At 62.4% G+C, this 21,749-nt stretch carries 23 protein-coding genes; 11 read left to right on the top strand and 12 right to left on the bottom strand.

All coding sequences use genetic code 11. The annotated features are described in order from the left end of the window. Nucleotides 1–8: 8 nt before the first annotated feature. Nucleotides 9–719 carry a purine-nucleoside phosphorylase gene (locus tag NKJ73_RS06480; protein ID WP_023674850.1) on the top strand — a complete coding sequence of 237 codons (711 nt, stop codon included), beginning with the start codon at nucleotides 9–11 and terminating at the stop codon, nucleotides 717–719. 46 nt (nucleotides 720–765) lie between these two features. Here NKJ73_RS06480 and NKJ73_RS06475 read toward each other — a convergent pair whose 3' ends face one another. Then, nucleotides 766–1,161 carry a hypothetical protein gene (locus NKJ73_RS06475; RefSeq protein WP_023674851.1) on the bottom strand — a complete coding sequence of 132 codons (396 nt, stop codon included), beginning with the start codon at nucleotides 1,159–1,161 and terminating at the stop codon, nucleotides 766–768. 301 nt (nucleotides 1,162–1,462) lie between these two features. On the opposite strand from NKJ73_RS06475, the gene urtA reads away from it, so the two are divergent. The 6 genes from urtA (at nucleotide 1,463) to NKJ73_RS06445 (ending at nucleotide 7,652) form a co-directional block, all read left to right on the top strand. Next, nucleotides 1,463–2,773, top strand: a complete 1,311-nt coding sequence (gene urtA / locus NKJ73_RS06470) for an urea ABC transporter substrate-binding protein (protein ID WP_023674852.1) — start codon at nucleotides 1,463–1,465, stop codon at nucleotides 2,771–2,773. A gap of 100 nt (nucleotides 2,774–2,873) precedes the next feature. Then, on the top strand, nucleotides 2,874–4,490 hold the full coding sequence (gene urtB, locus NKJ73_RS06465; RefSeq protein ID WP_352568745.1) for an urea ABC transporter permease subunit UrtB: 1,617 nt from the start codon (nucleotides 2,874–2,876) through the stop codon (nucleotides 4,488–4,490). Then, entirely contained in the window at nucleotides 4,487–5,719 is a 1,233-nt protein-coding gene (urtC, locus tag NKJ73_RS06460) for an urea ABC transporter permease subunit UrtC (RefSeq protein ID WP_352568744.1), read from the top strand. Before urtB ends, urtC begins: the two co-directional genes overlap by 4 nt. A 7-nt stretch (nucleotides 5,720–5,726) precedes the next feature. Further along, the gene (gene urtD / locus NKJ73_RS06455) at nucleotides 5,727–6,473 is read left to right on the top strand and encodes an urea ABC transporter ATP-binding protein UrtD (protein ID WP_023674855.1); all 747 of its coding nucleotides are present in this window, start codon (nucleotides 5,727–5,729) and stop codon (nucleotides 6,471–6,473) included. Nucleotides 6,474–6,543: 70 nt separating this feature from the next. Further along, nucleotides 6,544–7,239 carry an urea ABC transporter ATP-binding subunit UrtE gene (urtE, locus tag NKJ73_RS06450; protein WP_352568743.1) on the top strand — a complete coding sequence of 232 codons (696 nt, stop codon included), beginning with the start codon at nucleotides 6,544–6,546 and terminating at the stop codon, nucleotides 7,237–7,239. Nucleotides 7,240–7,451: 212 nt separating this feature from the next. After that, nucleotides 7,452–7,652, top strand: a complete 201-nt coding sequence (locus tag NKJ73_RS06445; RefSeq protein WP_023674857.1) for a hypothetical protein — start codon at nucleotides 7,452–7,454, stop codon at nucleotides 7,650–7,652. A gap of 45 nt (nucleotides 7,653–7,697) precedes the next feature. Here NKJ73_RS06445 and NKJ73_RS06440 read toward each other — a convergent pair whose 3' ends face one another. From NKJ73_RS06440 to NKJ73_RS06400, 9 genes are all read right to left on the bottom strand, one after another. Next, nucleotides 7,698–8,504 (bottom strand): DUF72 domain-containing protein, encoded by an 807-nt coding sequence (locus tag NKJ73_RS06440; RefSeq protein ID WP_352568741.1) that lies wholly within the window; start codon nucleotides 8,502–8,504, stop codon nucleotides 7,698–7,700. 28 nt (nucleotides 8,505–8,532) lie between these two features. Continuing rightward, complete coding sequence (locus NKJ73_RS06435) at nucleotides 8,533–9,003, bottom strand: GNAT family N-acetyltransferase (protein WP_352568740.1); 471 nt, start codon at nucleotides 9,001–9,003, stop codon at nucleotides 8,533–8,535. Further along, nucleotides 9,000–9,410 carry a DUF302 domain-containing protein gene (locus NKJ73_RS06430; RefSeq protein ID WP_352568738.1) on the bottom strand — a complete coding sequence of 137 codons (411 nt, stop codon included), beginning with the start codon at nucleotides 9,408–9,410 and terminating at the stop codon, nucleotides 9,000–9,002. The genes NKJ73_RS06435 and NKJ73_RS06430 overlap by 4 nt, the downstream gene beginning before the upstream one ends. Beyond that, nucleotides 9,410–12,331 (bottom strand): excinuclease ABC subunit UvrA, encoded by a 2,922-nt coding sequence (gene uvrA, locus NKJ73_RS06425; RefSeq protein WP_352568737.1) that lies wholly within the window; start codon nucleotides 12,329–12,331, stop codon nucleotides 9,410–9,412. The genes NKJ73_RS06430 and uvrA overlap by 1 nt, the downstream gene beginning before the upstream one ends. A 696-nt stretch (nucleotides 12,332–13,027) precedes the next feature. Next, nucleotides 13,028–13,426 (bottom strand): hypothetical protein, encoded by a 399-nt coding sequence (locus tag NKJ73_RS06420; RefSeq protein ID WP_352568735.1) that lies wholly within the window; start codon nucleotides 13,424–13,426, stop codon nucleotides 13,028–13,030. Then, nucleotides 13,423–14,028, bottom strand: coding sequence for an ATP-dependent Clp protease proteolytic subunit (locus NKJ73_RS06415; RefSeq protein ID WP_352502501.1), 606 nt, complete (start codon nucleotides 14,026–14,028; stop codon nucleotides 13,423–13,425). The genes NKJ73_RS06420 and NKJ73_RS06415 overlap by 4 nt, the downstream gene beginning before the upstream one ends. Nucleotides 14,029–14,054: 26 nt before the next feature. After that, a complete protein-coding gene (locus NKJ73_RS06410; RefSeq protein ID WP_352568734.1) occupies nucleotides 14,055–14,579 on the bottom strand; it encodes an SRPBCC family protein in 525 nt (174 codons plus the stop codon). Continuing rightward, nucleotides 14,576–14,890 (bottom strand): ArsR/SmtB family transcription factor, encoded by a 315-nt coding sequence (locus NKJ73_RS06405; protein WP_352568733.1) that lies wholly within the window; start codon nucleotides 14,888–14,890, stop codon nucleotides 14,576–14,578. The genes NKJ73_RS06410 and NKJ73_RS06405 overlap by 4 nt, the downstream gene beginning before the upstream one ends. Nucleotides 14,891–14,972: 82 nt before the next feature. Continuing rightward, entirely contained in the window at nucleotides 14,973–15,362 is a 390-nt protein-coding gene (locus NKJ73_RS06400; protein WP_352568732.1) for a cupin domain-containing protein, read from the bottom strand. Nucleotides 15,363–15,570: 208 nt separating this feature from the next. Here NKJ73_RS06400 and NKJ73_RS06395 point away from each other — a divergent pair, with 208 nt between their 5' ends. Both NKJ73_RS06395 and NKJ73_RS06390 read left to right on the top strand, forming a co-directional pair. Next, nucleotides 15,571–16,083 (top strand): single-stranded DNA-binding protein, encoded by a 513-nt coding sequence (locus tag NKJ73_RS06395; RefSeq protein ID WP_023674867.1) that lies wholly within the window; start codon nucleotides 15,571–15,573, stop codon nucleotides 16,081–16,083. A 123-nt stretch (nucleotides 16,084–16,206) separates the two neighbouring features. Then, nucleotides 16,207–16,632: an OsmC family protein gene (locus NKJ73_RS06390; protein WP_352455706.1), complete on the top strand. Its 426-nt coding sequence runs from the start codon at nucleotides 16,207–16,209 to the stop codon at nucleotides 16,630–16,632. An 8-nt stretch (nucleotides 16,633–16,640) separates the two neighbouring features. On the opposite strand, the gene NKJ73_RS06385 is transcribed toward NKJ73_RS06390, so the two are convergent. Together NKJ73_RS06385 and NKJ73_RS06380 are read right to left on the bottom strand one after the other, a co-directional pair. Then, a complete protein-coding gene (locus NKJ73_RS06385; protein WP_023674869.1) occupies nucleotides 16,641–17,270 on the bottom strand; it encodes a MarC family protein in 630 nt (209 codons plus the stop codon). Nucleotides 17,271–17,344: 74 nt separating this feature from the next. Beyond that, the gene (locus tag NKJ73_RS06380) at nucleotides 17,345–17,875 is read right to left on the bottom strand and encodes a hypothetical protein (RefSeq protein ID WP_352455708.1); all 531 of its coding nucleotides are present in this window, start codon (nucleotides 17,873–17,875) and stop codon (nucleotides 17,345–17,347) included. Between the two features lie 86 nt (nucleotides 17,876–17,961). Between NKJ73_RS06380 and NKJ73_RS06375 the strand changes: the two genes are divergently transcribed. Together NKJ73_RS06375 and gyrA are read left to right on the top strand one after the other, a co-directional pair. Then, nucleotides 17,962–18,789, top strand: a complete 828-nt coding sequence (locus NKJ73_RS06375; protein WP_352568731.1) for a helix-turn-helix transcriptional regulator — start codon at nucleotides 17,962–17,964, stop codon at nucleotides 18,787–18,789. 148 nt (nucleotides 18,790–18,937) lie between these two features. Then, entirely contained in the window at nucleotides 18,938–21,748 is a 2,811-nt protein-coding gene (gyrA, locus tag NKJ73_RS06370; RefSeq protein WP_352568730.1) for a DNA gyrase subunit A, read from the top strand. The last annotated feature ends 1 nt before the right edge of the window (nucleotide 21,749 follow it).

Raw genomic sequence — 21,749 nt, 5'->3', positions numbered from 1 at the left:
AGCATGCCGTGACGCCACACAACGAGGCTAGCAAAGGCGACTACGCAAGCACGGTGCTGCTGCCGGGCGACCCGCAGCGCGCTGAATGGATGGCGGAGACCTTTCTGGAAGCGTCGCGCTGCGTCAACCGCCGCCGCGGCGCGCTCGGCTTTACCGGGTTGTTTCGCGGCAAGCCTGTCAGCGTCCAGTCCACCGGCATCGGCGTCCCGTCATTCCTGGTCTACGTGCACGAGCTGCTGGATTTCTACGGTGCGAAAACGTTGATCCGCACCGGCACCTGCGGCGGCCTGACCGCCGAGATGGCGCTGCGCAGCCTGGTGATCGCACAATCGGTGCGCGGCGAAAATGCGGAGAGCGGCCAGGTTTTTGGGCTCTATCGTGCCGATGCCGGCCCCGATCCTGCATTGTTGGCCCAGGCGTTGGCCCGGGCTTCGGAACTCGGGATCGACCATCGGGCCGGGCTGACGATCTGCAGCGACATTTTTTATCATCCGCTGGGGCGCGAACGCTTTGCCGAAGCACAGGCACAGGGGGCGCTCGCCGTGGATATGGAAACCAGCGCACTCTACCGCATTGCGGCCGATTTCGGCGCCCGGGCGCTGTCGATCCTGACCGTCGTCGACAATGTGGCAACCGGCGAGCAGACCGACTATTCCGAACGCCAGGGCCTTTTCACCGATATGACCCGGCTGGCGCTCGACATGGCGGCGGAGAGCTAGGCGGCTTCTACTTCGGAGTACGGAACCTCGCCAGGTTCCGTACTTTTCAACGCTTCGTGCAGGTCGAGGCGGTAAAGGCGCCGTCTGGCTGCTTCATGATGATATCGAAGGACGGGGTGGTTCCGCTTTCCAGCGTCGCCTGCGTAAGCGAGATCGAGTTGCCGCCACTGGTGTAGCCGCCCAGCGGACCCAGCCAGGTGATCACGCCGTCTGCATCCATCTGGTAATTGTAGCTTTGCGGCGCGATGCCGAAGCTCACCGGACCGCTATAGACGTTTCCCTTGATGGTGATGTCGCCGAGGCTGAGGAACATGCCAAGCAGATAGACTTCGCAATGATAGGAGCCGTCCGGCAGCTTGCCGTCGCTGAAGCCGGCGCGCGCTACGGTCGTCGCCGCCAGCAGAAGCATGGCGGTGAAAATGCAAGAAGCTCTGAAGGCCATGGAGTCCCCCGTTAAGGGTTCGAACTTGCCTCATTTCGCTGCGGCGCTGCAATCCTCGCCAGCGCTCATATGATGCTGCTCAAAATTCGGGCATTGGCCTATATGTGAGTAAAACTTAGGCTGATACGAGTGATCTTTTCTCATTTCAAACCTGGCAGGGGAGGTTCATCTCCTGCGGCTAATACATTAACCGACTGACAGGGCTGGGAAATCTCAAACACTCCGATCTTTCGCCGGTGATTGGCACAGCCGTTGCATGGTCCTGTTCCGATGCAGTTAACCAGCTTGGGAGTTTAAAAGTATGAGGGGCAGTTTCTCGACAATAACAAAAATGTTTTCGGCCGGCGTGGTCACCGCCGGCCTGCTGATGAGCATTCCCGCCAGGGCGGCCGACGACACCATCAAGGTCGGCATCCTCCATTCGCTGTCGGGAACCATGGCGATCTCGGAGACGACGCTGAAGGACGCCATGCTGATGCTCATCGAAGAGCAGAATGCCAAGGGCGGCCTGCTCGGCAAGAAGCTCGAGGCGGTGGTCGTCGATCCGGCTTCCAACTGGCCGCTGTTCGCAGAAAAAGCGCGCGAGCTGATCTCGAAGGACAAGGTCGCCGCGGTGTTCGGCTGCTGGACCTCGGTGTCGCGCAAATCGGTGCTGCCGGTGTTCAGCGAGCTCGACAACATCCTGTTCTACCCCGTCCAGTACGAAGGCGAGGAAAGCGAGCGCAACGTGTTCTACACCGGTGCGGCGCCGAACCAGCAGGCCATTCCGGCCGTCGATTATCTGATGAGCGAGGATGGCGGTTCGGTGAAGCGCTGGGTGCTCGAAGGCACCGACTACGTCTACCCGCGCACCACCAACAAGATCCTCGAAGCCTACCTGAAGGCGAAAGGCGTTGCCGCCGAAGACATCATGGTCAACTACACGCCGTTCGGCTTCTCCGACTGGCAGACCGAAGTCTCGGCGATCAAGAAATTCGGTTCGGCCGGCAAGAAGACCGCCGTCGTCTCGACCGTCAACGGTGACGCCAATGTGCCGTTCTACAAGGAACTCGGCAACCAGGGCATCAAGGCCGAGGACATTCCGGTCATGGCCTTCTCGGTTGGTGAGGAAGAGCTTGCCGGTCTCGACACCGCGCCGCTGGTCGGCCATCTCGCCGCCTGGAATTATTTTGAGAGCGTCGACACGCCCGAGAACGCGAAGTTCATCGCCGACTGGCACAAATTCATCAAGAACGACAAGCGCACCACCAACGACCCGATGGAAGCCCATTATATCGGCTTCAACATGTGGGTGAAGGCGGTCGAGAAGGCCGGCACCACCGATCCGGACAAGGTCATCGACGCCATGGTCGGCGTCTCGGTGCCGAACCTGACCGGCGGTTATTCGACGATGATGCCGAACCATCACATCACCAAGCCGGTGCTGATCGGCGAAATCCAGGCCGACGGCCAGTTCGAAACCGTCTCGCAGACGCCGGGCCTGGTGATGGGCGACGAGTGGTCCGACTATCTGCCTGACTCCAAGGACCTGATCTCCGATTGGCGCGCGCCTCTGTCCTGCGGCAACTTCAACGTTGCCACCGGCAAATGCGGCGGCAAGGGAACCAACTGATCCTCCCGGTCTGTCCTCCCAGACCCGCAAGCCTCCGGGCAGGCTCCTCCTCCAGCCTGCCCGGAGGCGACATTCAATCTTCAAGAGCCACCAGAAACCAATGATCCTGATCCGCGCGATTGGCCTGATGCTGCTCCTTCTCCAGGGGACGCTGCTGCCGTCGAACGCCAGCGAAGCAGATCTGCGCGTGGTCATCGCCAAATTCGCCACCGCCGCCAATTTTCCGGCGATAGAAGCCGTGGTGCGGGAGCTTGCGGCTTCCGGCGATCCGGCCGTAGAACGGCCGCTTGCCGCGCTTGCGGAGGGCAGCCTTTACGTGCGCAAGGCCGATTCACTGGTCTTTGTCGGCAAGGAGAGCGGCGACGGCATCGAGCTGCTCGATGCGCTTACCGGCGAAAGATCGGGCGAAGCTGCCAAGGCCGACATCAGCAAGATCAAGGTCAACAACACGCTGCGCCGCGTCATTCGCGATGCATTGGGCACGCTGACGCTTGGCTCAAAGGATCCGGCCGTGCGCATTGCCGCCGCCGACACCATGTTCAAAACGCCCGACGCGGCAAACATCGAGCCGCTCGACACCGCCATCGCCAATGAGAGCGTGGCAAGCGTCAAGGCGCTGCTAGAACAGGCCCGCGCCGCGTCGGTTCTCGTTTCCGACAGGCCGGAGGCCGACAAACTGGCGGCAATCGCGCTCATCGGTGCGCGCAGCGACCGCGATGCGGTGTCGCTGCTCACGTCGGTCGAGGCCAGTTCCGAAGGTGCGGTGAAAGACGCGGCGACGGCTGCGATCGCCAACATCAATTCGACGCTGGCGCTGTGGGATGCCGGCCAGAATATCTGGTACGGCATATCGCTTGGATCGGTGCTGCTGCTGGCGGCGATTGGCCTTGCCATCACTTTCGGCGTCATGGGCGTCATCAACATGGCGCATGGCGAGATGGTCATGCTCGGCGCCTACACGACCTTCGTCGTGCAGGAGGTTATCCGTAATTCCTTTCCCGGTCTGTTCGACTGGTCGCTGGTCATCGCCCTGCCGCTGGCCTTCCTGGTGGCGGCGCTCGTCGGCCTTGTCATCGAGCGCGGGCTGATCCGCTTCCTCTATGGACGGCCGCTGGAGACGCTGCTGGCGACATGGGGTGTGTCGCTGATCCTGCAGCAGGCCGTACGCACCATCTTCGGGCCGACCAACCAGGAGGTCGGCAACCCGTCCTGGATGTCCGGCTCGTTCAATATCGGCCAGCTTGCCGTGACCTGGAACCGGCTCTGGATCCTCGTATTCGCGCTCGGCGTGTTCGCTGTGCTGCTCTACGTGATGAAACGCACGCCCTGGGGGCTGCAGATGCGTGCCGTCACCGCCAATCGCCGCATGGCCGCCTCGATGGGCATCAGGACGCCTTGGGTCGATGCGCTAACGTTTGCACTCGGCTCCGGCATTGCCGGCATCGCTGGTGTCGCGCTCAGCCAGATCGACAACGTCTCGCCCAATCTCGGCCGCGGCTACATCATCGACAGTTTCATGGTCGTCGTTTTCGGCGGTGTCGGCAATCTCTGGGGCACGCTGGTCGGCGCTTTCTCGCTCGGCATCGTCAACAAGTTCCTCGAACCTTATGCCGGAGCAGTGCTCGGCAAGATCGTCGTCCTGGTGCTGATCATCCTGTTCATCCAGAAACGCCCGCGCGGTCTGTTCGCGCTAAAGGGCAGGTCGGTGGAAGCATGATCACGGGACGCTTCTTTGCCGCCGGCGCCGACCGCCGCGTCGCCATCACCATCTTCATCCTGCTGGCGGTTGCAATCGTCGTGCCGCTGCTCAATCTTGCGGTCTCGCCGACAAGTGCGTTTTACGTGCCGTCCTATATCGTCGCGCTCACCGGCAAATACCTCTGCTACGCACTGCTCGCCTTGGCGCTCGATCTCGTCTGGGGCTATTGCGGCATCCTCTCGCTCGGCCACGGCGCCTTCTTCGCACTCGGCGGCTATTCGATGGGCATGTATCTGATGCGCCAGATCGGCTCGCGCGGCGTCTACGGCAATCCGCTGCTGCCGGATTTCATGGTGTTCCTTAACTACAAGGAATTGCCATGGTTCTGGTATGGTTTCGACCATTTCTGGTTTGCCGCGATCATGGTGCTTGCGGTGCCCGGCCTGCTCGCCTTCGTCTTCGGCTGGTTTGCCTTCCGCAGCCGCGTCACCGGCGTCTACCTGTCGATCATCACCCAGGCGATGACCTATGCGCTGCTGCTTGCGTTTTTCCGCAACGACATGGGTTTCGGCGGCAACAACGGCCTAACTGATTTCAAGGACATTCTAGGGTTCAACGTGCAGGCCGACATGACGCGGTCGGCGCTGTTCGCGGCCAGCGCCGTCATGCTGGCGTTTGCCGTCTTCGTCACCTGGGCAATCGTCGGTTCCAAGTACGGCAAGCTTTTAATGGCGGTGCGCGATGCCGAGAGCCGCACGCGCTTTCTCGGCTGGCGGGCGGAGAACGTCAAACTGTTCGCCTTCACCGTGTCGGCGGTGATGGCCGGCATCGCCGGTGCGCTTTACGTGCCGCAGGTCGGCATCATCAACCCTGGCGAATTCGAGCCGTCCAATTCGATCGAGGTGGTGGTGTGGGCGGCCGTCGGCGGGCGCGGCACCATCGTCGGGCCGATCATCGGCGCGCTTCTGGTCAATGCCGGTAAATCCTGGTTCACCGGCGTGCTGCCGGAATTCTGGCTGTTTGCGCTGGGCGGACTGTTTGTCGCCGTCACGCTGTTCCTGCCCAAGGGCATCATCGGCATGTGGGATTCCTGGCGCGGCAACGCCAAGGCGCTGCGGGCGGCCTCGGTTGCCGAGGAAGTCGGCATCGATCCCGATGCGCCGGTGCCGCCGAAAACCGACCGCTCGGCGGCGAGAAGGCCGGGCGACTGGTCGGCCTCCGGCGCCGAACCGCAGCCGGCGGAGTGATGGCCTGATGTCGAAGAGCAACACCATCCTCTATCTCGACGGCGTGTCGGTTTCCTTCGACGGGTTTCGCGCTATCAACAACCTTTCGCTGGTGCTCGACAAGGGCGAGATGCGGGCGATCATCGGCCCCAACGGCGCCGGAAAGACGACGATGATGGACATCGTCACCGGCAAGACGCGGCCCGACGCGGGTGAAGTTTTCTTCAACGGTGAGGTCGACCTAACCAAACACGACGAGGCCGAAATCGCCATGATGGGCATCGGCCGTAAATTCCAGAAGCCAACGGTCTTCGAAAGCCACACGATCGAGGACAATCTGATGCTGGCGCTGAAAGGCCCGCGCTCGATCTTCCCGGCACTGTTCCATCGTCGCTCGGCCGCGGACGTGCGGCAGATCGACGACATCCTCGGCATCATTCGGCTTGGCGACAAGCGTGACGAACTCGCCGCCAATCTGAGCCACGGCCAAAAGCAATGGCTCGAGATCGGCATGCTTCTGGCGCAGGATCCGAAGCTGCTGCTGGTCGACGAACCGGTTGCCGGCATGACCGACGCCGAGACCGAGGAAACCGCGCGGCTGCTCAGGGACATCGCGCGCGACCATTCTGTCATCGTCGTCGAGCACGACATGCATTTCGTGCGCGAGCTCGGCGTCAAGGTCACCTGCCTGCACGAAGGCTCGGTGCTTTCCGAGGGCAGTCTCGACTTCGTTTCGGCCGACGAGCGCGTCGTCGAAGTCTATCTGGGGAGATGAACATGGTCTGGCGCGTTCCGTTCCATCATTTCGACCTTTCGTTCTTCACGCGTTGGAGAAAGCGCTGACCATGCTCGAAGTCTCCAATGCCACGCTGCACTACGGGGCTGCCCAGGCGCTGCGCGGCGTCTCGCTGAAGGCCGGCGCCAGCAAGATCACCTGCGTGCTCGGCCGCAACGGCGTCGGCAAGACCAGTTTGATGAGATCGATCGTCGGCCATCACCGGCTGACGAGCGGAAGCGTTGCCTTCGAGGGGAAGGCGCTCGACCGGAGCGCGGCGTATGATCGCGCCCGGTCGGGCATCGCATTCGTGCCGCAGGGCAGGGAGATATTTCCGCTGCTTACGGTGCGGGAAAACCTCGAATCGGGTTTTGCGCCGTTGAAGCGCGCCGATCGCAACATTCCCGGTCACGTCTTCGAATTGTTTCCGGTGCTGAAGCAGATGCTCGCGCGCCGCGGCGGCGATCTTTCCGGCGGCCAGCAGCAGCAGCTTGCCATCGGCAGGGCACTGGTGATGCGGCCGAAGCTGCTGGTGCTCGACGAGCCGACCGAAGGCATCCAGCCGTCGATCATCAAGGACATCGGCCGCGCCATCCGCTATCTGCGCGACCAGGCCGGTATCGCCGTGCTTCTGGTCGAACAATATCTCGACTTCTGCCGGGAATTGGCCGACGAGGTCAACATCATGGACCGCGGTCAGATCGTCCATACCGGCCCCGCCGAGGATCTCGACCGGGCGGACGTCCGCAAATTCCTGACTGTCTGAATTCTTATTGATTCCATTATTTTGCAACTCTGGCGCGCTGCAGATTGCGTGCTAGATTTTGCTTGGCCTTGGTGAGTCGGCCGCTTTCCGTACCAGTTTCAACTTGGCAGATCAGGGGAAGGCGCGGCCCGCGTCGGCACGCTTGCGCGCAAGCCCTTCCAGCGATCTGTTGTCGTCCAACATTTCGGGTGCTTGGGAGCCAGGGCCAGTCGATGGAGCGCTATGTCGAGGACTACCAGAAACGACGGCTCACGGAGCGCGTCGATATCCTGACAGCCATCAACATTCTGAAATCGCAGGGGTATGACCACGACGAACTCATCGCGGAGATCACCAAGGTCTTCTATGTCGATCTCGATGCTTTCAACGAGATCGTCAGGGTTGATCGGCGTCCGGACGAGCGCGCCGCATAGCCGGTAATTGAGGACCCGGCCAGGCGGACCACCGACAGCGGGGCGTCAGCCTGCGACCCGCTTCATCAGCGCGATGGCGCCGAATGGAGCGCGGACCTTGCCCTCTGTGATGAAGTAGACGAACACATCGCGTGGCTTGACCGGCGCGTCGGTTGAAGGATCGGCGCGCGACAGGTCGGCCGGCACCTTGCCTTCCGCCCAGGTTTTTGCGCGCGCCGCCCATTCGTCGAGCGCCTTTGGCGTGTAGCAATCGGAATTGTCGTCGCTGCCGGTCTGCAGCCGCGCATAGATGAAATCGCCGGTAACGTCGGCAATCCCCGGATATTTGGCGTGGTCGGCATAAACGATGGCGGCCTTGTGCTTTCGCGCCAAGGCGGCGAACTCCGGCACGACGAAGCTGTCGTTGCGCACCTCGACCGCGTGGCGCAGCGCAACGCCGTCCTGCTTTTCCGGCAACAGCTTGAGGAAGGCCTCGAAATCGTCCGGGTCGAATTTCTTGGTCGGCGCGAACTGCCACAGGATCGGCCCGAGCTTGTCGCCAAGTGTCGCGACGCCCGACCCGAGGAAGCGCATGATCGATTCCCCGGCCTCGCCGAGCACGCGGCGGTTGGTGACGAAGCGGTTGCCCTTCAGCGAATAGACGAAACCATCCGGCGCCTCGTTGGCCCATTTGACGAAGGTCGGCTCCTTGAAGCTCGAATAATAGGTGCCGTTGACCTCGATAGTGGGCACCTGCCGGCTGGCATAATGCAGTTGCTTGGCCTTCGACAATTTGTCCGGGTAGAAGGACGTGTCCCACGGCTCGAAGGTCCAGCCGCCCATGCCGGCGCGGATTGTTCCTGATTGAGTCATGGTCGTCCTCCCGGTTTGCAGAAAAGGATCACGCGATGGCGGTCGTCTCGACGGCTTTCGCCATGTCGACGATCGTCCATCCTGGCCGATATGGATTGGGCCGGCGACCCGTTTCGCGAAAGCCGTAGGCCTTATACAACGAAACGTTCCGTTCCATTCTGGCATTGGTGTAGAGTCGGATTTCAGGCAAGCTCCACAAGCGCGTCTGTTGCTCGGCCCAATCGAGCAGCCCGATGCCGAAACCCTTGCCCTGAAAGGCGGGCGCAACGGCGACGCTGAAGATCATTGTATGGTCCGCATGTCGTTCCAGAACGATCAAGCCGGCCGGCTGTCCGTCCTGCTCCGAAAGCCAGACCTCGCCGCGTTCTATGCGCGGCGCATAGTCCTCGGTGACGGGGATCGGCGGCGCTCCGAACAGGGCAGTGTAGGGCGCGTAGGCGTCGGTGGTGAGCGAGATCACCGTGGGGAGATCATCGGCCCGAGCGGCTCTCATGATCAAAACTGGCCCGCGCCGGCAGCGGCCGCAATCACCTTGTCCATGCCGGCCGCTATCGCGGCGACGGCATTGCGACTGGCGTCGCCCAAGCCGTGGCGCTCAGCGAGCCAGTGCGCGTCATTGTAGGAGAGCCAGACCTTGCCTTGCTCGTCCTCCCAAGCCAGTGCCTTGACCGGCAGATCGATGCCGGCAAGCTGCCGGTCCTGCATCAGCGGCGTGCCGCCTTTCGGGTTGCCAAAAATCAGAAGCTGGGTCGGACGCAGAGAAGCTTCGACACTGCGCGCACCGGCGGCGTGGTCAATGCGGGCGAAGACTAGCAATCCTGCACCTTCCACAGTCCCGACCAGGCGATCGATCGTCTCGGCCACGCCGAAGCGGCTTTGGACCGTGATGAGACCGTTCTTTGCCATCACTCCGCCGCTTCGCGCTTGCCTCCGGGGCGCCGCTCCAGCAATTCCCTCAGGAACTGCCCGGTATAGCTGCGTTTTTCGCGAACGATGTCCTCAGGCGTGCCGGACGCTACCAGCTCGCCGCCGCCGTCACCACCTTCGGGGCCAAGATCGAGCACCCAGTCAGCGGTCTTGATCACCTCTAGATTGTGCTCGATGACAACGACCGTGTTGCCCTGGTCGACCAGCTCGTGCAGCACTTCAAGCAGCTTGGCGACGTCGTGGAAATGCAGGCCGGTGGTTGGCTCATCGAGAATGTAGAGCGTCTTGCCGGTCGCCTTGCGCGACAGTTCCTTGGCAAGCTTGATGCGCTGCGCCTCGCCGCCCGACAAAGTCGTTGCCTGCTGGCCAACATGGATGTAGCCGAGGCCGACCCGTTTCAGCGTCTCCAGCTTGTCGCGCACACCGGGCACGGCGGCGAAGGAATCGACGCCTTCCTCGACCGTCATGTCGAGAACGTCGGCGATTGATTTGCCCTTGAACAGGACGTCGAGCGTCTCGCGGTTGTAGCGCTTGCCGTGGCAGACGTCGCAGGTGACGTAGACGTCGGGCAGGAAGTGCATCTCGATTTTGATGACGCCGTCGCCCTGGCAGGCCTCGCAGCGGCCGCCCTTGACGTTGAACGAGAAGCGGCCCGGCTGGTAGCCGCGCGCCTTGGCCTCCGGCAGGCCGGCGAACCAGTCGCGGATCGGCGTGAAGGCGCCGGTATAGGTGGCAGGGTTGGAGCGCGGGGTGCGCCCGATCGGCGACTGGTCGATGTCGATGACCTTGTCGAGGAATTCCAGCCCCTCGATGCGGTCGTGCTCGGCCGGATGCTCGCGCGAGCCCATGATGCGGCGCGACGCCGCCTTGAACAGGGTCTCAATCAGGAAGGTCGACTTGCCGCCGCCGGATACGCCGGTGACGGCGGTAAACGTGCCGAGCGGGATTTCGGCGGTGACGTTCTTCAGGTTGTTGCCGCGCGCGCCGACGACCTTCAGCCGGCGGTTCTTCTTGGCCTCGCGCCGCGCTGCCGGCGTCGCCACTTCAAGCTCGCCCGACAGGTATTTGCCGGTGATCGAAGCGGGCGTCGCCATGATCTGCTGCGGCGTGCCCTGGGCGATGATGTGGCCGCCATGGATGCCGGCCGCCGGACCGATATCGACGACGTAGTCGGCATGCAGGATGGCGTCCTCGTCGTGCTCGACGACGATGACCGTGTTGCCGATGTCGCGCAGATGCTTCAGCGTGTCGAGCAGGCGGGCATTGTCGCGCTGGTGCAGACCGATCGACGGCTCGTCCAGCACGTAAAGTACGCCGGTCAGGCCGGAGCCGATCTGCGAAGCGAGACGGATGCGCTGGCTCTCACCGCCTGAAAGCGTGCCGGAGTTGCGCGACAGCGTCAGATAGTCGAGACCGACATCGTTGAGGAAGCGCAGCCGCTCTCGGATTTCCTTGAGCACGCGCACCGCAATCTCGTTCTGCTTGTCGTTGAGCGAAGCGGGCAGATCGGTGAACCACTGGTCGGCCTTGCGGATGGACAGCTCGGTGACCTCGCCAATGTGCTTGCCGGCGATCTTGACCGCGAGCGCCTCGGGCTTCAGCCGATAGCCGCGGCAGGCCGGGCAGGGCGTGGCCGACATGAAGCGCTCGATCTCCTCGCGCATCCAGGCGGATTCGGTTTCCTTCCAGCGGCGCTCGAGGTTGGGGATGACGCCCTCGAAGGTTTTCGTCGTCTTGTAGGAGCGCAGGCCGTCATCGTAATGGAAGGTGATTTCGCGCTCGCCGGTGCCGTGCAGGACGGCTTGCTTTGCCTCCTCGCTCAAATCCTTGAACTTGTCGCCGAGCTTGAAGCCATAGGCAACGCCCAGCGCTTCCAGCGTCTGCGCATAGTAGGGCGAGCTCGACTTCGCCCAAGGGCTGACGGCGCCGGCGCGCAGCGAGACATTCTCGTCGGGCACGACCAGGCTGGCATCAATGGCGCGTTGGCTGCCGAGCCCGTCGCAGGTCGGGCAGGCGCCGAACGGATTGTTGAAGGAGAATAGCCTGGGCTCGATCTCGGGAATGGTGAAGCCGGATACCGGGCAGGCGAACTTTTCCGAGAACAGCATGCGTTCATGCGTCTCGTTCTTCGATTTGTTGACCGAATCCTCGCCGGTCTGGCTGGCGTCGAGCGGCTTGTCGGCAAATTCCGCCACCGCCAGCCCGTCGGCCAGCTTCAGCGCGGTCTCGATGGAATCGGCGAGCCGCGTCGCCAGATCGCCGCGCACGACGATGCGGTCGACCACAACGTCGATGTCATGCTTGTACTTCTTGTCCAGCGCCGGCACGTCGGCGATCTCGTAGAAGACGCCGTCGACCTTGACGCGCTGAAAACCTTTCTTCTGCAGCTCAAGCAGTTCCTTGCGGTACTCGCCTTTGCGGCCGCGCACCATCGGCGCCAGGATGAACAGCCGAGTTCCTTCCTCGACCGCAAGCACCCGGTCGACCATCTGCGAAACCGTCTGGCTCTCGATCGGCAGGCCGGTGGCCGGCGAATAGGGGATGCCGACGCGGGCGAACAAAAGCCGCATATAATCGTAGATCTCGGTGACGGTGCCGACCGTCGAGCGCGGGTTCTTCGAGGTGGTCTTCTGCTCGATGGAGATGGCCGGCGACAGGCCGTCGATCTGGTCGACGTCCGGCTTCTGCATCATTTCGAGGAATTGCCGCGCATAGGCCGAAAGGCTCTCGACATAGCGGCGCTGGCCCTCGGCATAGATGGTGTCGAAGGCAAGCGACGACTTGCCGGATCCCGACAGGCCGGTCATAACGATCAGGCTGTCACGCGGCAGATCGAGATCGACATTCTTCAGATTGTGTTCGCGTGCCCCGCGAATGGAGAGATATTTATGGTCGGCCATCGCCGGTCGCCGCCTCAGAATCTGGAATTCGTGGGATGGGCGGGTTTTCCCGACCACCCCCTATGTAGGCAATTTCGCCGCCTTTTCGAGAGACGCCACAACTCTCGACCAAAGCGTTTAACCGCCTTTCGCGCGAACGGGCAAGCGGAAAGAACAAAGGCCGAACACGCTCCTGACAAAAGCTGCCCGTGGGGCCGGCTTCCCAAAACGTCTTGCGATCACATTTTTCGGTAATCGGCTATTCAAGGTTGACGTCCCTGCACCGTGGGGGCAGACTCCAGACGTCAACGAAGCCGGCCGTCTTTCGATGGCCTCGCGGCCTGGGGCTAGCCTGCGAGACGCCGCGGGTTATGCGATGAGCGCTTCGACGACGACAGTCGCAACCAACAGAAGGAGAGCAGAGGCATGACTCCACCGGATTGTTCGTTGAGGCTCCACGTGCCGCTGGAGCCGCGGCAGGTATAAGTGGCCAGGGTCAGGCGTTTTCGCTGCCCGCCAAACGGACCTGCTGATCCCCATAAAATCAGAGACTGCTAGTCGGATCGTCGGCTGAATGCCGCGAAGCATCCGAAATAAAATGCCGGCAGTACACTCCCGGCAATTTGGATTTCAGATCCAAGAAGCCCCGTCAGTTGCAAACGCAATGGCGGGGCTGTTCGTTTGAAGCGCAATATTTGTGGTTCACACCAGGCGAACTTAGCGGCTGGAGGGCCTGATCCCGCCGGTAGCGACATCGATGGTGATGCTGCCGGAAATCCGAACGTCGGTATCGCCAATCTTGAAGGTGCCGTTGCCGCTGCCTGGAGCCACGTCGTCAGGCTCAGGCTGCGGCGCTGGCTCGGCGATGCGATAATCGCTGGTCACACCGGGCAGGGCGCCCTTTTGCGAAGACGTCGAATTATCTTGGGCAAGTGCCATACCCACCAGCATGTTCGTGCCGGCTACGGTAGCGATGGCAAGGCATAACAGGCTGGATGAGCGGCTGGCGGTCATCGCCGGACTATAGTGCCGCGATAGCGGCAAGACCAGACCGATGGCGCTGAAATTGCGGGCGCTCAATCGCCTCAGTTCCGTCCGCCGGCCCGGCTCGTTCATGCGGCCTGCTTGCGAGTGTCGAAAACATGGTCGACGAGGCCCCAATCCTTGGCCTCCTGCGCGGTCATGAAAAAGTCGCGGTCGAGCGTGCGTTCCACTTCTTCGTAGGTGCGGCCGCAATGGCGGGCGTAAAGATCGGTCATGCGCCGCTTGGTGCGAAGGATGCCCTCGGCATGGCGCTGGATATCGGAGGCTTGGCCCTGGAAACCGCCGAGAGGCTGATGCAGCACGATGCTGGTGTTGGGTAGCGCGATGCGCCGCCCCGGTGTGCCGGCCATCAAAAGGAACGAGGCCATCGAGGCGGCGAAGCCCATACAAACCGTGGAGACCGGGCAGCTGATATACTGCATCGTATCGTAGATGGCGAAACCGCTGGTCACCACGCCGCCCGGCGAGTTGATGTAGAGCGAGACCTCCTTGTCGGGATTGTCGGATTCCAACGACAGAAGCTGGGCGCAGACCAGCGCCGAGGTGCCGTCGTCGATCGCCCCGTTGATGAAGACGATGCGCTCGCGCAGCAGCCGCGAAAATATGTCGAAGGCACGTTCGCCGCGGCTCGACTGCTCGATCACCATCGGCACCAGATTGGCAAGGCCGCTCATCGGTTGTCTCCGTTGACTGTTGTCGTTCAGGCCGCGCGCAGGAAGAGGCGCGGGGCGTTTGCGGCGATCTGCTTGTGCCTGGGAGTGCGCGCTTCAAAGGAAAGCCGGCAACCGGCGCCTGCCATCGCGATCTCCGGCACTGCTGCCCGAGCAAAACCATCATGGACGATGCGCAGATGCGTGCCGCCGGAAACGGTGCGGTCGAGCGTAAAGGTGACGATGCTGTCCACTGGGCTGTCGTTCATTGCGCTGTCCAGGGGGCTGCCGGGCGGCACCTGCGTATCGCCGGGCGCCGGCCGCTCCCGCCAGGAATAGCGCAGCAGCCGTCCGGGATCCGCGTCGAGGATTTCGCACTCGATCGGCGCATTCGGCGCTTTAAAGGCAAAGCGGTTGCCGATTTCGGGCTTGATGTCGTTCGGCATCATCCAGGCCGCGAGCAGGTCCGGCACCGTCAGCGCCCGCCACACCTTTTCCGGCGGTTCGGGCAGCTCGCACTCGAACTCGATCTTGTCTGCGGCCATTTCGGCGCGTTCTTTGCCTCGGCTGGTCATTGGTCCATGTCCTTCAAAACCGTCTTGAGCCTTTCGATGCGCTCTGGCCAGAACGCACGGTAGCGTTCGATCCAGCCGAGCAGTGGCGCAAGCCCCTCCGGATCGACGCGGTAATAGGCGTTGCGACCGGCTCGGCGCTCGACCACGAGGCCGGCGCCGCGCAGCACTGCGAGATGTTGCGATACCGCCGGCTGCGATACCGGTATGCCAGTGCGCAGTTCCGATACCGTCATCTCGCCGTCGGCGAGCCGCTCATAGACGGCGCGACGCGTTGGATCCGCTAGTGCCCGAAAAATGTCTGCTTCGATCATGCCGAAAGCATAAGTCAATACTTATCGGTTTGGCAAGCCGTGTTTTTTAAGACAGGCGGTGTTTTTTAAGACAGGCGAGGTTTTACAAACTCGCTGGAAGCCAGCGTCTCACCATGTCGGGGGATCCGTTGAACGTCGCCTCGAAAACTGGTGACGCGAGCACAGCATGAATATGAAGCAATTCGGAGCCGACGTTGCGGAAGCCATGTTGCCTGTGCGCGGCAACAACAAGCGACTGTCCGGCAGTCAAGACGAGATGCTCTTCGTCGATCCACATCTCGGCCCTGCCAGCGATGACGGTAAGCACTTCCTCGACCGGATGCCAATGTGTCGGGGCGCCAACCGTGGGTTCGACCCATTGTTCAAATATGCAAAGTTGAGTTGCGCCGTTGCAGGCCGAGACATGCATGCGGGTCTTTACTCCCGCTCGCCATTCTTCTTGCGGCTGATCGTCATGCGCAACCATCTTCATGCGTTCGCCTCGATCCCATGGTCTGTGGAAATTCGACGCCAAGACACTACTTCTTACTGACAACTATTGACAGTGCAGGGCCTCTCCTATAGAACGAAAAGAGAACAAAAACCTTGTGGGAAAAGGCAGCGACGGCAGGCAGGGATTGTCCATAGCCTGTAAGGTGCGGCGACAAAAATTCGGTTTCGGATGAGCGCGGAGAAGTATCATGGCGGGTAGCGTCAACAAGGTCATTCTGGTGGGCAACCTCGGGGCGGACCCTGAAATCCGCCGCTTGAATTCGGGTGACCCGGTCGTCAACATCCGCATCGCGACGTCGGAAAGCTGGCGCGACAAGACATCCGGAGAGCGCAAGGAAAAGACCGAGTGGCACAATGTCGTGATCTTCAACGACCAGATCGCCAAGGTGGCCGAGCAGTATCTGAAGAAGGGCATGAAGGTCTATGTCGAGGGCCAGCTGCAGACGCGCAAATGGCAGGACCAGACCGGCAATGACCGCTATACGACCGAAGTCGTGTTGCAGAAATTCCGCGGCGAGCTGCAGATGCTCGATGCGCGGGGCGAGGGCGGGGGCCAGGTCGGCAACTATGCCGGTGGTGGTGCGAGCCGCGGTTCCGATTTCGGCCAGTCCGGCCCGGGCGAAAGTTTCAATCGCGGTGGCGCCAACAAGGGCGGCGGCGGTGGTTCGTCGCGCGAGCTGGACGACGAAATCCCGTTCTGATTTCTCGGGGCGGACTGCCCTTGCGGCGAAAAGCGCCGGCACCTTGGCCACGAAATGGCGTCCCGAAAATCTGTCTTGGATTTTCGGGACGTTGTGCGTTTGAGCGGTGAAAGGACGTATCAGGTGAAGGCAAGGGTCAAATGGGTCGAGGAGCGCACTTTCGTTGGCGAGTCCGCCAGTGGGCACAAGCTGGTGCTAGGCACTGCGTTCGGGCCGGAGGGCAAGACGCCGGGGCCGAGCCCAATGGAACTGGTGCTGATCGGCACCGGCGGCTGCTCGGCCTATGACGTGGTCCATATCCTCGAAAAGGGGCGCGAGGCGGTCGAAGATTGCGTAGTCGAACTCGATGCCGACCGTGCAGAAGCCGATCCCAGAGTATTCACCCGCATTCACATGCATTTTGTCGTCAAGGGCCGGGCGCTATCACACGACAAGGTGAAGCGGGCGATCGGGCTTTCGATCGAGAAATACTGCTCAGCCTCGGCAATGATGGCCAAGACTGCCGAGATTACCCACGACTTCGAAGTCATTGAAACGACAGCGAAGTAGGGCTGTTCCTACGTCGCCATCAGCGCCTTGATGCCGTCGGCGACGAACTGTACGGCGAGCGCCGCCAGGATGACGCCGAGCAGCCTTGTCAGGATCGAACGGCCGGTTTGGCCGAGGATACGGTCGATGCGCTCTGACAGCACGAACACCAGGTAGGTGATGACGAGGCAGATGGCGATGATGCCGACAAGGGCTGTCTGCGCGCCCAAACCCTGAAACGAGCTTGAGAGCAGGACGGTCGCCGAAATCGCGCCGGGACCGGCAATAAGCGGGATCGCCAGCGGAAAGGCGGCGATGTTGTGGATCATGTCCCTGGTGATGGCGACGTCGCCGATCTTCTCCTTGCGGTCCTGTCGGCGCTCGAACACCATTTCGAAGGCGATGAAGAACAGCAGAAAGCCGCCGGCGACGCGGAAGGCCGGCAGAGTGATGCCGAAGACTGACAGGATCGACGCGCCGGCGATTGCGAACAACGCCATTACCAGGAAGGCGATGACCGACGCGCGCACGGAGACCTGGTTGCGCTCCTCGCGGTTCATGCCGCGGGTCACGGCGAGGAAGAGCGGCGCCAGGCCGGGCGGATCGATCGTCACCAGTATGGTGACGAAGGCGTTGAACAGGCTGTCGAAGCTCGGCATGCTGACCCTCCCCGCCGGCAAAGCCGGATAACGGGATTGGTAGAGCAAAGCGGAGGCAGTGGAAACCGCGCGGATCAGGGGCTGACGGCCCGGCGCGCCAGAAACTCGACTTCGAGACGCCAGGTGGCGCCGTCGTCCTGTGAGCGTTCGCCCAGCCAGCGGAACGAATTTTCGGTGATGCGCGAAAAGCTCCAGCGCACAGCAGATCCGGTGCCGTCTGCGCCTTGCTGGATGATGGTGTCGCCCTCGGCACGGCCGAGCTGGCGGCTGTAGTACTGATTGCGCGGATCGCTCCAGAAGATGTGCCAGGCGTCAACGCCGGGATCGTAGACGCGCAACGTCGTGCCATAGAAGGTCCATTTGCCGAGCGAGGGCGAGGGGCCGGCGTCACGGGCAGGCAGGATCCATACGTCCTGGATCGCGCGGCCTTCGAGCACCCAGCCGAAATGCACTTCGCCGCGCCCGGTCAGCACCTGACCGTCCTCGAGATGGCGCGTGGCGTCGAACGTCCAGGCGCCGACGAAGCGGCCATAAAGATTCAGTTTCTCGGCAAGGGCCGGTACGGGCCCATCGCTGTGCAGGGCCTTGGCAAAGGAATTGGACATGGCTTCGCTCTCATCTTGTCAGGAGACCGGCAAGCATAGAGGCCGACAGGGGTTCTGCGCTTGGGAAAAGTTGCTATGTTTCGGCGATGACGACGAGCGCGCACAGGCTGGCGTCGGGCCGAGGCTGGCAGGTGTCGGATGTCATCTGCACCGCCAGCGCCGCCGACAGGCCATTCGAGGAGGAGCATCGGGATTTCTGCGTTGCCGCCGTAACCAACGGCACCTTCCGCTATCGTGCGCGCGAGGGCACGGCGATGCTGGCGCCGGGCGCGCTCCTGCTCGGCAATCCCGGCACATGCTATGAATGCGGTCACGAGCATGGCGCCGGCGACCGCTGCCTCTCCTTCCATTTCGGACCGGCCTATATGGAGCGGATCGTCGCCGACGTGCCGGGCACGAAGACGCTCGATTTCGGCACGCCGCGCCTGCCGCCCTTGCCGGCGCTGGTGCCGCTGCTTGCCGAAGCGGAGGCGGCGCGCGAGATGGCCGACACCGGCGCGTTCGAGGAACTCGCCCTGCGCATTGCCGGTGCCGCGGTGACAGCGGCTTGCAGCGCCACGGATCGGGGACGGACGCCGAGCCGCCCTGACCAGAAGCGTGTTGCCGAAGCGGTGCGGCGCATCGAAGTCGATGCCGACCGGCCGATCTCCCTTGCCGAACTCGCCGACGAGACCGCCACCAGCCCTTACCATTTCCTGCGCACCTTCCGGCACGTCGCCGGCATGACGCCCTACCAGTTCCTGCTGAGAGCGCGGCTGCACAGGGCAGCCGTGCGGCTGCGGACGTCAGATCAGACGATTTCGGCGATCGCCTTTGCGGCGGGGTTCAACGATCTGTCGACCTTCAACCGCCGTTTCCGGCGGCTGATGGGCGAGGCGCCGGGTACTTATCGCGCCCGCCGGCGACGCCCGTGAAAGGGTGCCACGGCCATATCGTCGCAATTGGTTTATCCTTTTGAATTTGCCGCTAAAAACCACACTGGAAAACTGCCGCGATTGTTGGAGTTTCGGGCCGGCTTCCTATATAAGCACCAAGTGATTCCTGATTAGATTGTGATCCAATTTGACCGACCAAAAGACACCGCGCGGCGCCGACGGCGGCCCCACCGGCATCGAGCCGATATCCATCATCGAGGAGATGCAGCGCTCCTATCTCGATTACGCCATGAGCGTGATCGTCAGCCGTGCGCTGCCGGACGTGCGCGACGGCCTCAAGCCAGTGCATCGCCGCATCCTCTACGCCGCCTATGAGAGCGGCTATCACTGGAACCGCAAATATGTGAAATCGGCACGCCCGGTCGCCGACGTGATGGGTAAATACCATCCGCATGGCGACGCCTCTATCTACGACGCTTTGGTGCGCATGGCGCAGGACTGGTCGCTGCGCGTGCCGCTGATCGACGGGCAGGGCAATTTCGGCTCGATCGACGGCGATCCGCCGGCGGCGATGCGCTACACGGAATCGCGGCTGACCAAGGTCGCGCATGAGTTGCTGGAAGACATCGACAAGGACACCGTCGATTTCCAGGACACTTACGATGCGTCGGGCAGCGAACCGAAAGTCCTTCCGGCGCGCTTTCCGAACCTGTTGGTCAACGGCTCCGGCGGTATCGCCGTCGGCATGGCTACCAACATCCCGCCGCACAATCTGGGCGAGGTCTGCAACGGCGCCATTGCCCTCATCGATAATCCGGCGATCGACCTTCCGGCACTGATGGAGATCATTCCGGGGCCGGATTTCCCGACCGGCGGCATCGTGCTCGGCCGCTCCGGTATCTACAGCGCCTATTCGACCGGCCGCGGCTCCATCGTCATGCGCGGCCGCGTCAACGTCGAGGCGCGCGGCAACGATCGTGAATCGATCGTCATCACCGAGGTTCCCTATCAGGTGAACAAGGCGTCGATGATCGAGAAGATGGCCGAGCTGGTGCGCGACAAGCGCATCGAAGGCATTTCCGACATTCGCGACGAGAGCGACCGCCAGGGCTACCGCGTCGTCATCGAACTGAAGCGCGACGCCGTCGCCGATGTCATTCTCAACCAGCTTTACCGCTTCACTCCGCTGCAGACGTCCTTCGGTGCCAACATGGTGGCGCTGAACGGCGGCAAGCCGGAATTGCTGACGCTGACCGACATGCTGAAGGCGTTCGTCGCCTTCCGCGAGGAGGTGATCAGCCGGCGCACGAAATTCCTGCTGCGCAAGGCGCGCGACCGCGCCCATGTGCTGGTCGGCCTTGCCATCGCTGTTGCCAACATCGATGAAGTCATCAAGCTGATCCGCAGCGCTCCGGACCCGCAGACGGCGCGCGAGCAGTTGATGGAGCGGCGCTGGCCTTCGGGCGACGTGGAATCGCTGATTCTTCTGATCGACGACCCGCGCCATCGCATCAACGAGGACGGTACCTACAATCTCTCCGAGGAGCAGGCGCGCGCCATCCTCGAACTGCGCCTGCAGCGCCTGACCGCGCTCGGCCGCGACGAGATCGCCGACGAGCTGAACACGATCGGCGACGAGATCAAGGACTACCTGGACATTCTCTCGTCCCGCGCCCGCGTCCAGCAGATCGTCAAGGACGAGCTCATCGCCGTGCGCGACGAGTTCGGCACGCCGCGCCGCACCGAGCTTGCCGAGGGCGGGGCGGACATGGAAGACGAGGACCTGATCCAGCGCGAGGACATGGTCGTCACGGTCAGCCATTCCGGCTACATCAAGCGCGTGCCGCTGTCGCTCTACCGGGCGCAGCGCCGCGGCGGCAAGGGCCGCTCCGGCATGTCGACCAAGGAAGAGGATTTCGTCACCCGGCTGTTCGTCGCCAACACGCACACGCCGGTGCTGTTCTTCTCCTCGCGCGGCATCGTCTACAAGGAAAAGGTCTGGCGCCTGCCGATCGGCAACCCGCAATCGCGCGGCAAGGCGCTGATCAATATGCTGCCGCTCGAACAGGGCGAGCGCATCACCACGATCATGCCGCTGCCGGAGGATGAGACGAGTTGGGGCGAGCTCGACGTCATGTTTGCCACCACGCGCGGCACCGTGCGTCGCAACAAGCTGTCGGACTTCGTCCAGGTCAACCGCAACGGCAAGATCGCCATGAAGCTGGACGAGGAAGGCGACGAGATCCTCGGCGTCGAGACCTGCACCGACAATGACGACGTGCTTTTGACGGCAAGTTCCGGCCAGTGCATCCGCTTTCCGGTCAGCGACGTACGCGTCTTCCAGAGCCGCAATTCGGTCGGCGTGCGCGGCATTGCGATGGCCGATGGCGACCGGGTGATCTCGATGGCGGTGATCGAGCATGTCGATGCGCCGCCGGCGGAGCGTGCCGCCTACCTCAAGCGGGTGGTGGCCGAACGCCGGCTCGCTGCTGACATCGCGGCCGGCGAGGAGGAAGAAATCCAGCTCACCAATGAAGAGGTCGGCGAAGAGGCGGAGCTTTCCGACGACCGCTATGAATTCCTCAAGGCGCACGAGCAGTTCGTGTTGACGGTGACGGAATATGGCTACGGCAAGCGTTCATCGTCCTACGATTTCCGCCTGACTGGCCGTGGCGGCAAGGGTATTCGCGCCACCGACGTCTCGAAAACGGCCGAAATCGGCCGCCTGGTGGCGACCTTCCCGGTCGGCAATGACGATCAGATCATGCTGGTTTCGGATGGCGGCACCGTTATCCGTGTTCCAGTGAACGGCATTCGTTTCGCCAGCCGCGCCACCAAGGGCGTTACCATCTTCAATACCGCAGAGGGCGAGAAGGTCGTTTCGGTGGAGCGAATTTCAGAACCGCAAGCGGATGAAGAGATCGAAGAGAGTGTCGATGCTGAAAGCGGCGCTGTTGCCGATGCCGAAGGTAGGGAGCCTGATACTACCGTCGAGTGAG

The organism is Mesorhizobium sp. M0074, from assembly GCF_040322975.1.
Classification (GTDB): domain Bacteria; phylum Pseudomonadota; class Alphaproteobacteria; order Rhizobiales; family Rhizobiaceae; genus Mesorhizobium.
This window is presented reverse-complemented; position numbering and strand designations above follow the sequence as displayed.

Bases quoted from the DNA above. Each gene is read 5' to 3' on its own strand.
- NKJ73_RS06475 (WP_023674851.1), bottom strand. From the start codon at position 1,161: ATGGCCTTCAGAGCTTCTTGCATTTTCACCGCCATGCTTCTGCTGGCG.
- urtA (WP_023674852.1), top strand. From the start codon at position 1,463: ATGAGGGGCAGTTTCTCGACAATAACAAAAATGTTTTCGGCCGGCGTG.
- urtB (WP_352568745.1), top strand. From the start codon at position 2,874: ATGATCCTGATCCGCGCGATTGGCCTGATGCTGCTCCTTCTCCAGGGG.
- urtC (WP_352568744.1), top strand. From the start codon at position 4,487: ATGATCACGGGACGCTTCTTTGCCGCCGGCGCCGACCGCCGCGTCGCC.
- urtD (WP_023674855.1), top strand. From the start codon at position 5,727: ATGTCGAAGAGCAACACCATCCTCTATCTCGACGGCGTGTCGGTTTCC.
- urtE (WP_352568743.1), top strand. From the start codon at position 6,544: ATGCTCGAAGTCTCCAATGCCACGCTGCACTACGGGGCTGCCCAGGCG.
- NKJ73_RS06445 (WP_023674857.1), top strand. From the start codon at position 7,452: ATGGAGCGCTATGTCGAGGACTACCAGAAACGACGGCTCACGGAGCGC.
- NKJ73_RS06440 (WP_352568741.1), bottom strand. From the start codon at position 8,504: ATGACTCAATCAGGAACAATCCGCGCCGGCATGGGCGGCTGGACCTTC.
- NKJ73_RS06430 (WP_352568738.1), bottom strand. From the start codon at position 9,410: ATGGCAAAGAACGGTCTCATCACGGTCCAAAGCCGCTTCGGCGTGGCC.
- uvrA (WP_352568737.1), bottom strand. From the start codon at position 12,331: ATGGCCGACCATAAATATCTCTCCATTCGCGGGGCACGCGAACACAAT.
- NKJ73_RS06420 (WP_352568735.1), bottom strand. From the start codon at position 13,426: ATGAACGAGCCGGGCCGGCGGACGGAACTGAGGCGATTGAGCGCCCGC.
- NKJ73_RS06415 (WP_352502501.1), bottom strand. From the start codon at position 14,028: ATGAGCGGCCTTGCCAATCTGGTGCCGATGGTGATCGAGCAGTCGAGC.
- NKJ73_RS06410 (WP_352568734.1), bottom strand. From the start codon at position 14,579: ATGACCAGCCGAGGCAAAGAACGCGCCGAAATGGCCGCAGACAAGATC.
- NKJ73_RS06405 (WP_352568733.1), bottom strand. From the start codon at position 14,890: ATGATCGAAGCAGACATTTTTCGGGCACTAGCGGATCCAACGCGTCGC.
- NKJ73_RS06400 (WP_352568732.1), bottom strand. From the start codon at position 15,362: ATGAAGATGGTTGCGCATGACGATCAGCCGCAAGAAGAATGGCGAGCG.
- NKJ73_RS06395 (WP_023674867.1), top strand. From the start codon at position 15,571: ATGGCGGGTAGCGTCAACAAGGTCATTCTGGTGGGCAACCTCGGGGCG.
- NKJ73_RS06385 (WP_023674869.1), bottom strand. From the start codon at position 17,270: ATGCCGAGCTTCGACAGCCTGTTCAACGCCTTCGTCACCATACTGGTG.
- NKJ73_RS06380 (WP_352455708.1), bottom strand. From the start codon at position 17,875: ATGTCCAATTCCTTTGCCAAGGCCCTGCACAGCGATGGGCCCGTACCG.
- NKJ73_RS06375 (WP_352568731.1), top strand. From the start codon at position 17,962: ATGACGACGAGCGCGCACAGGCTGGCGTCGGGCCGAGGCTGGCAGGTG.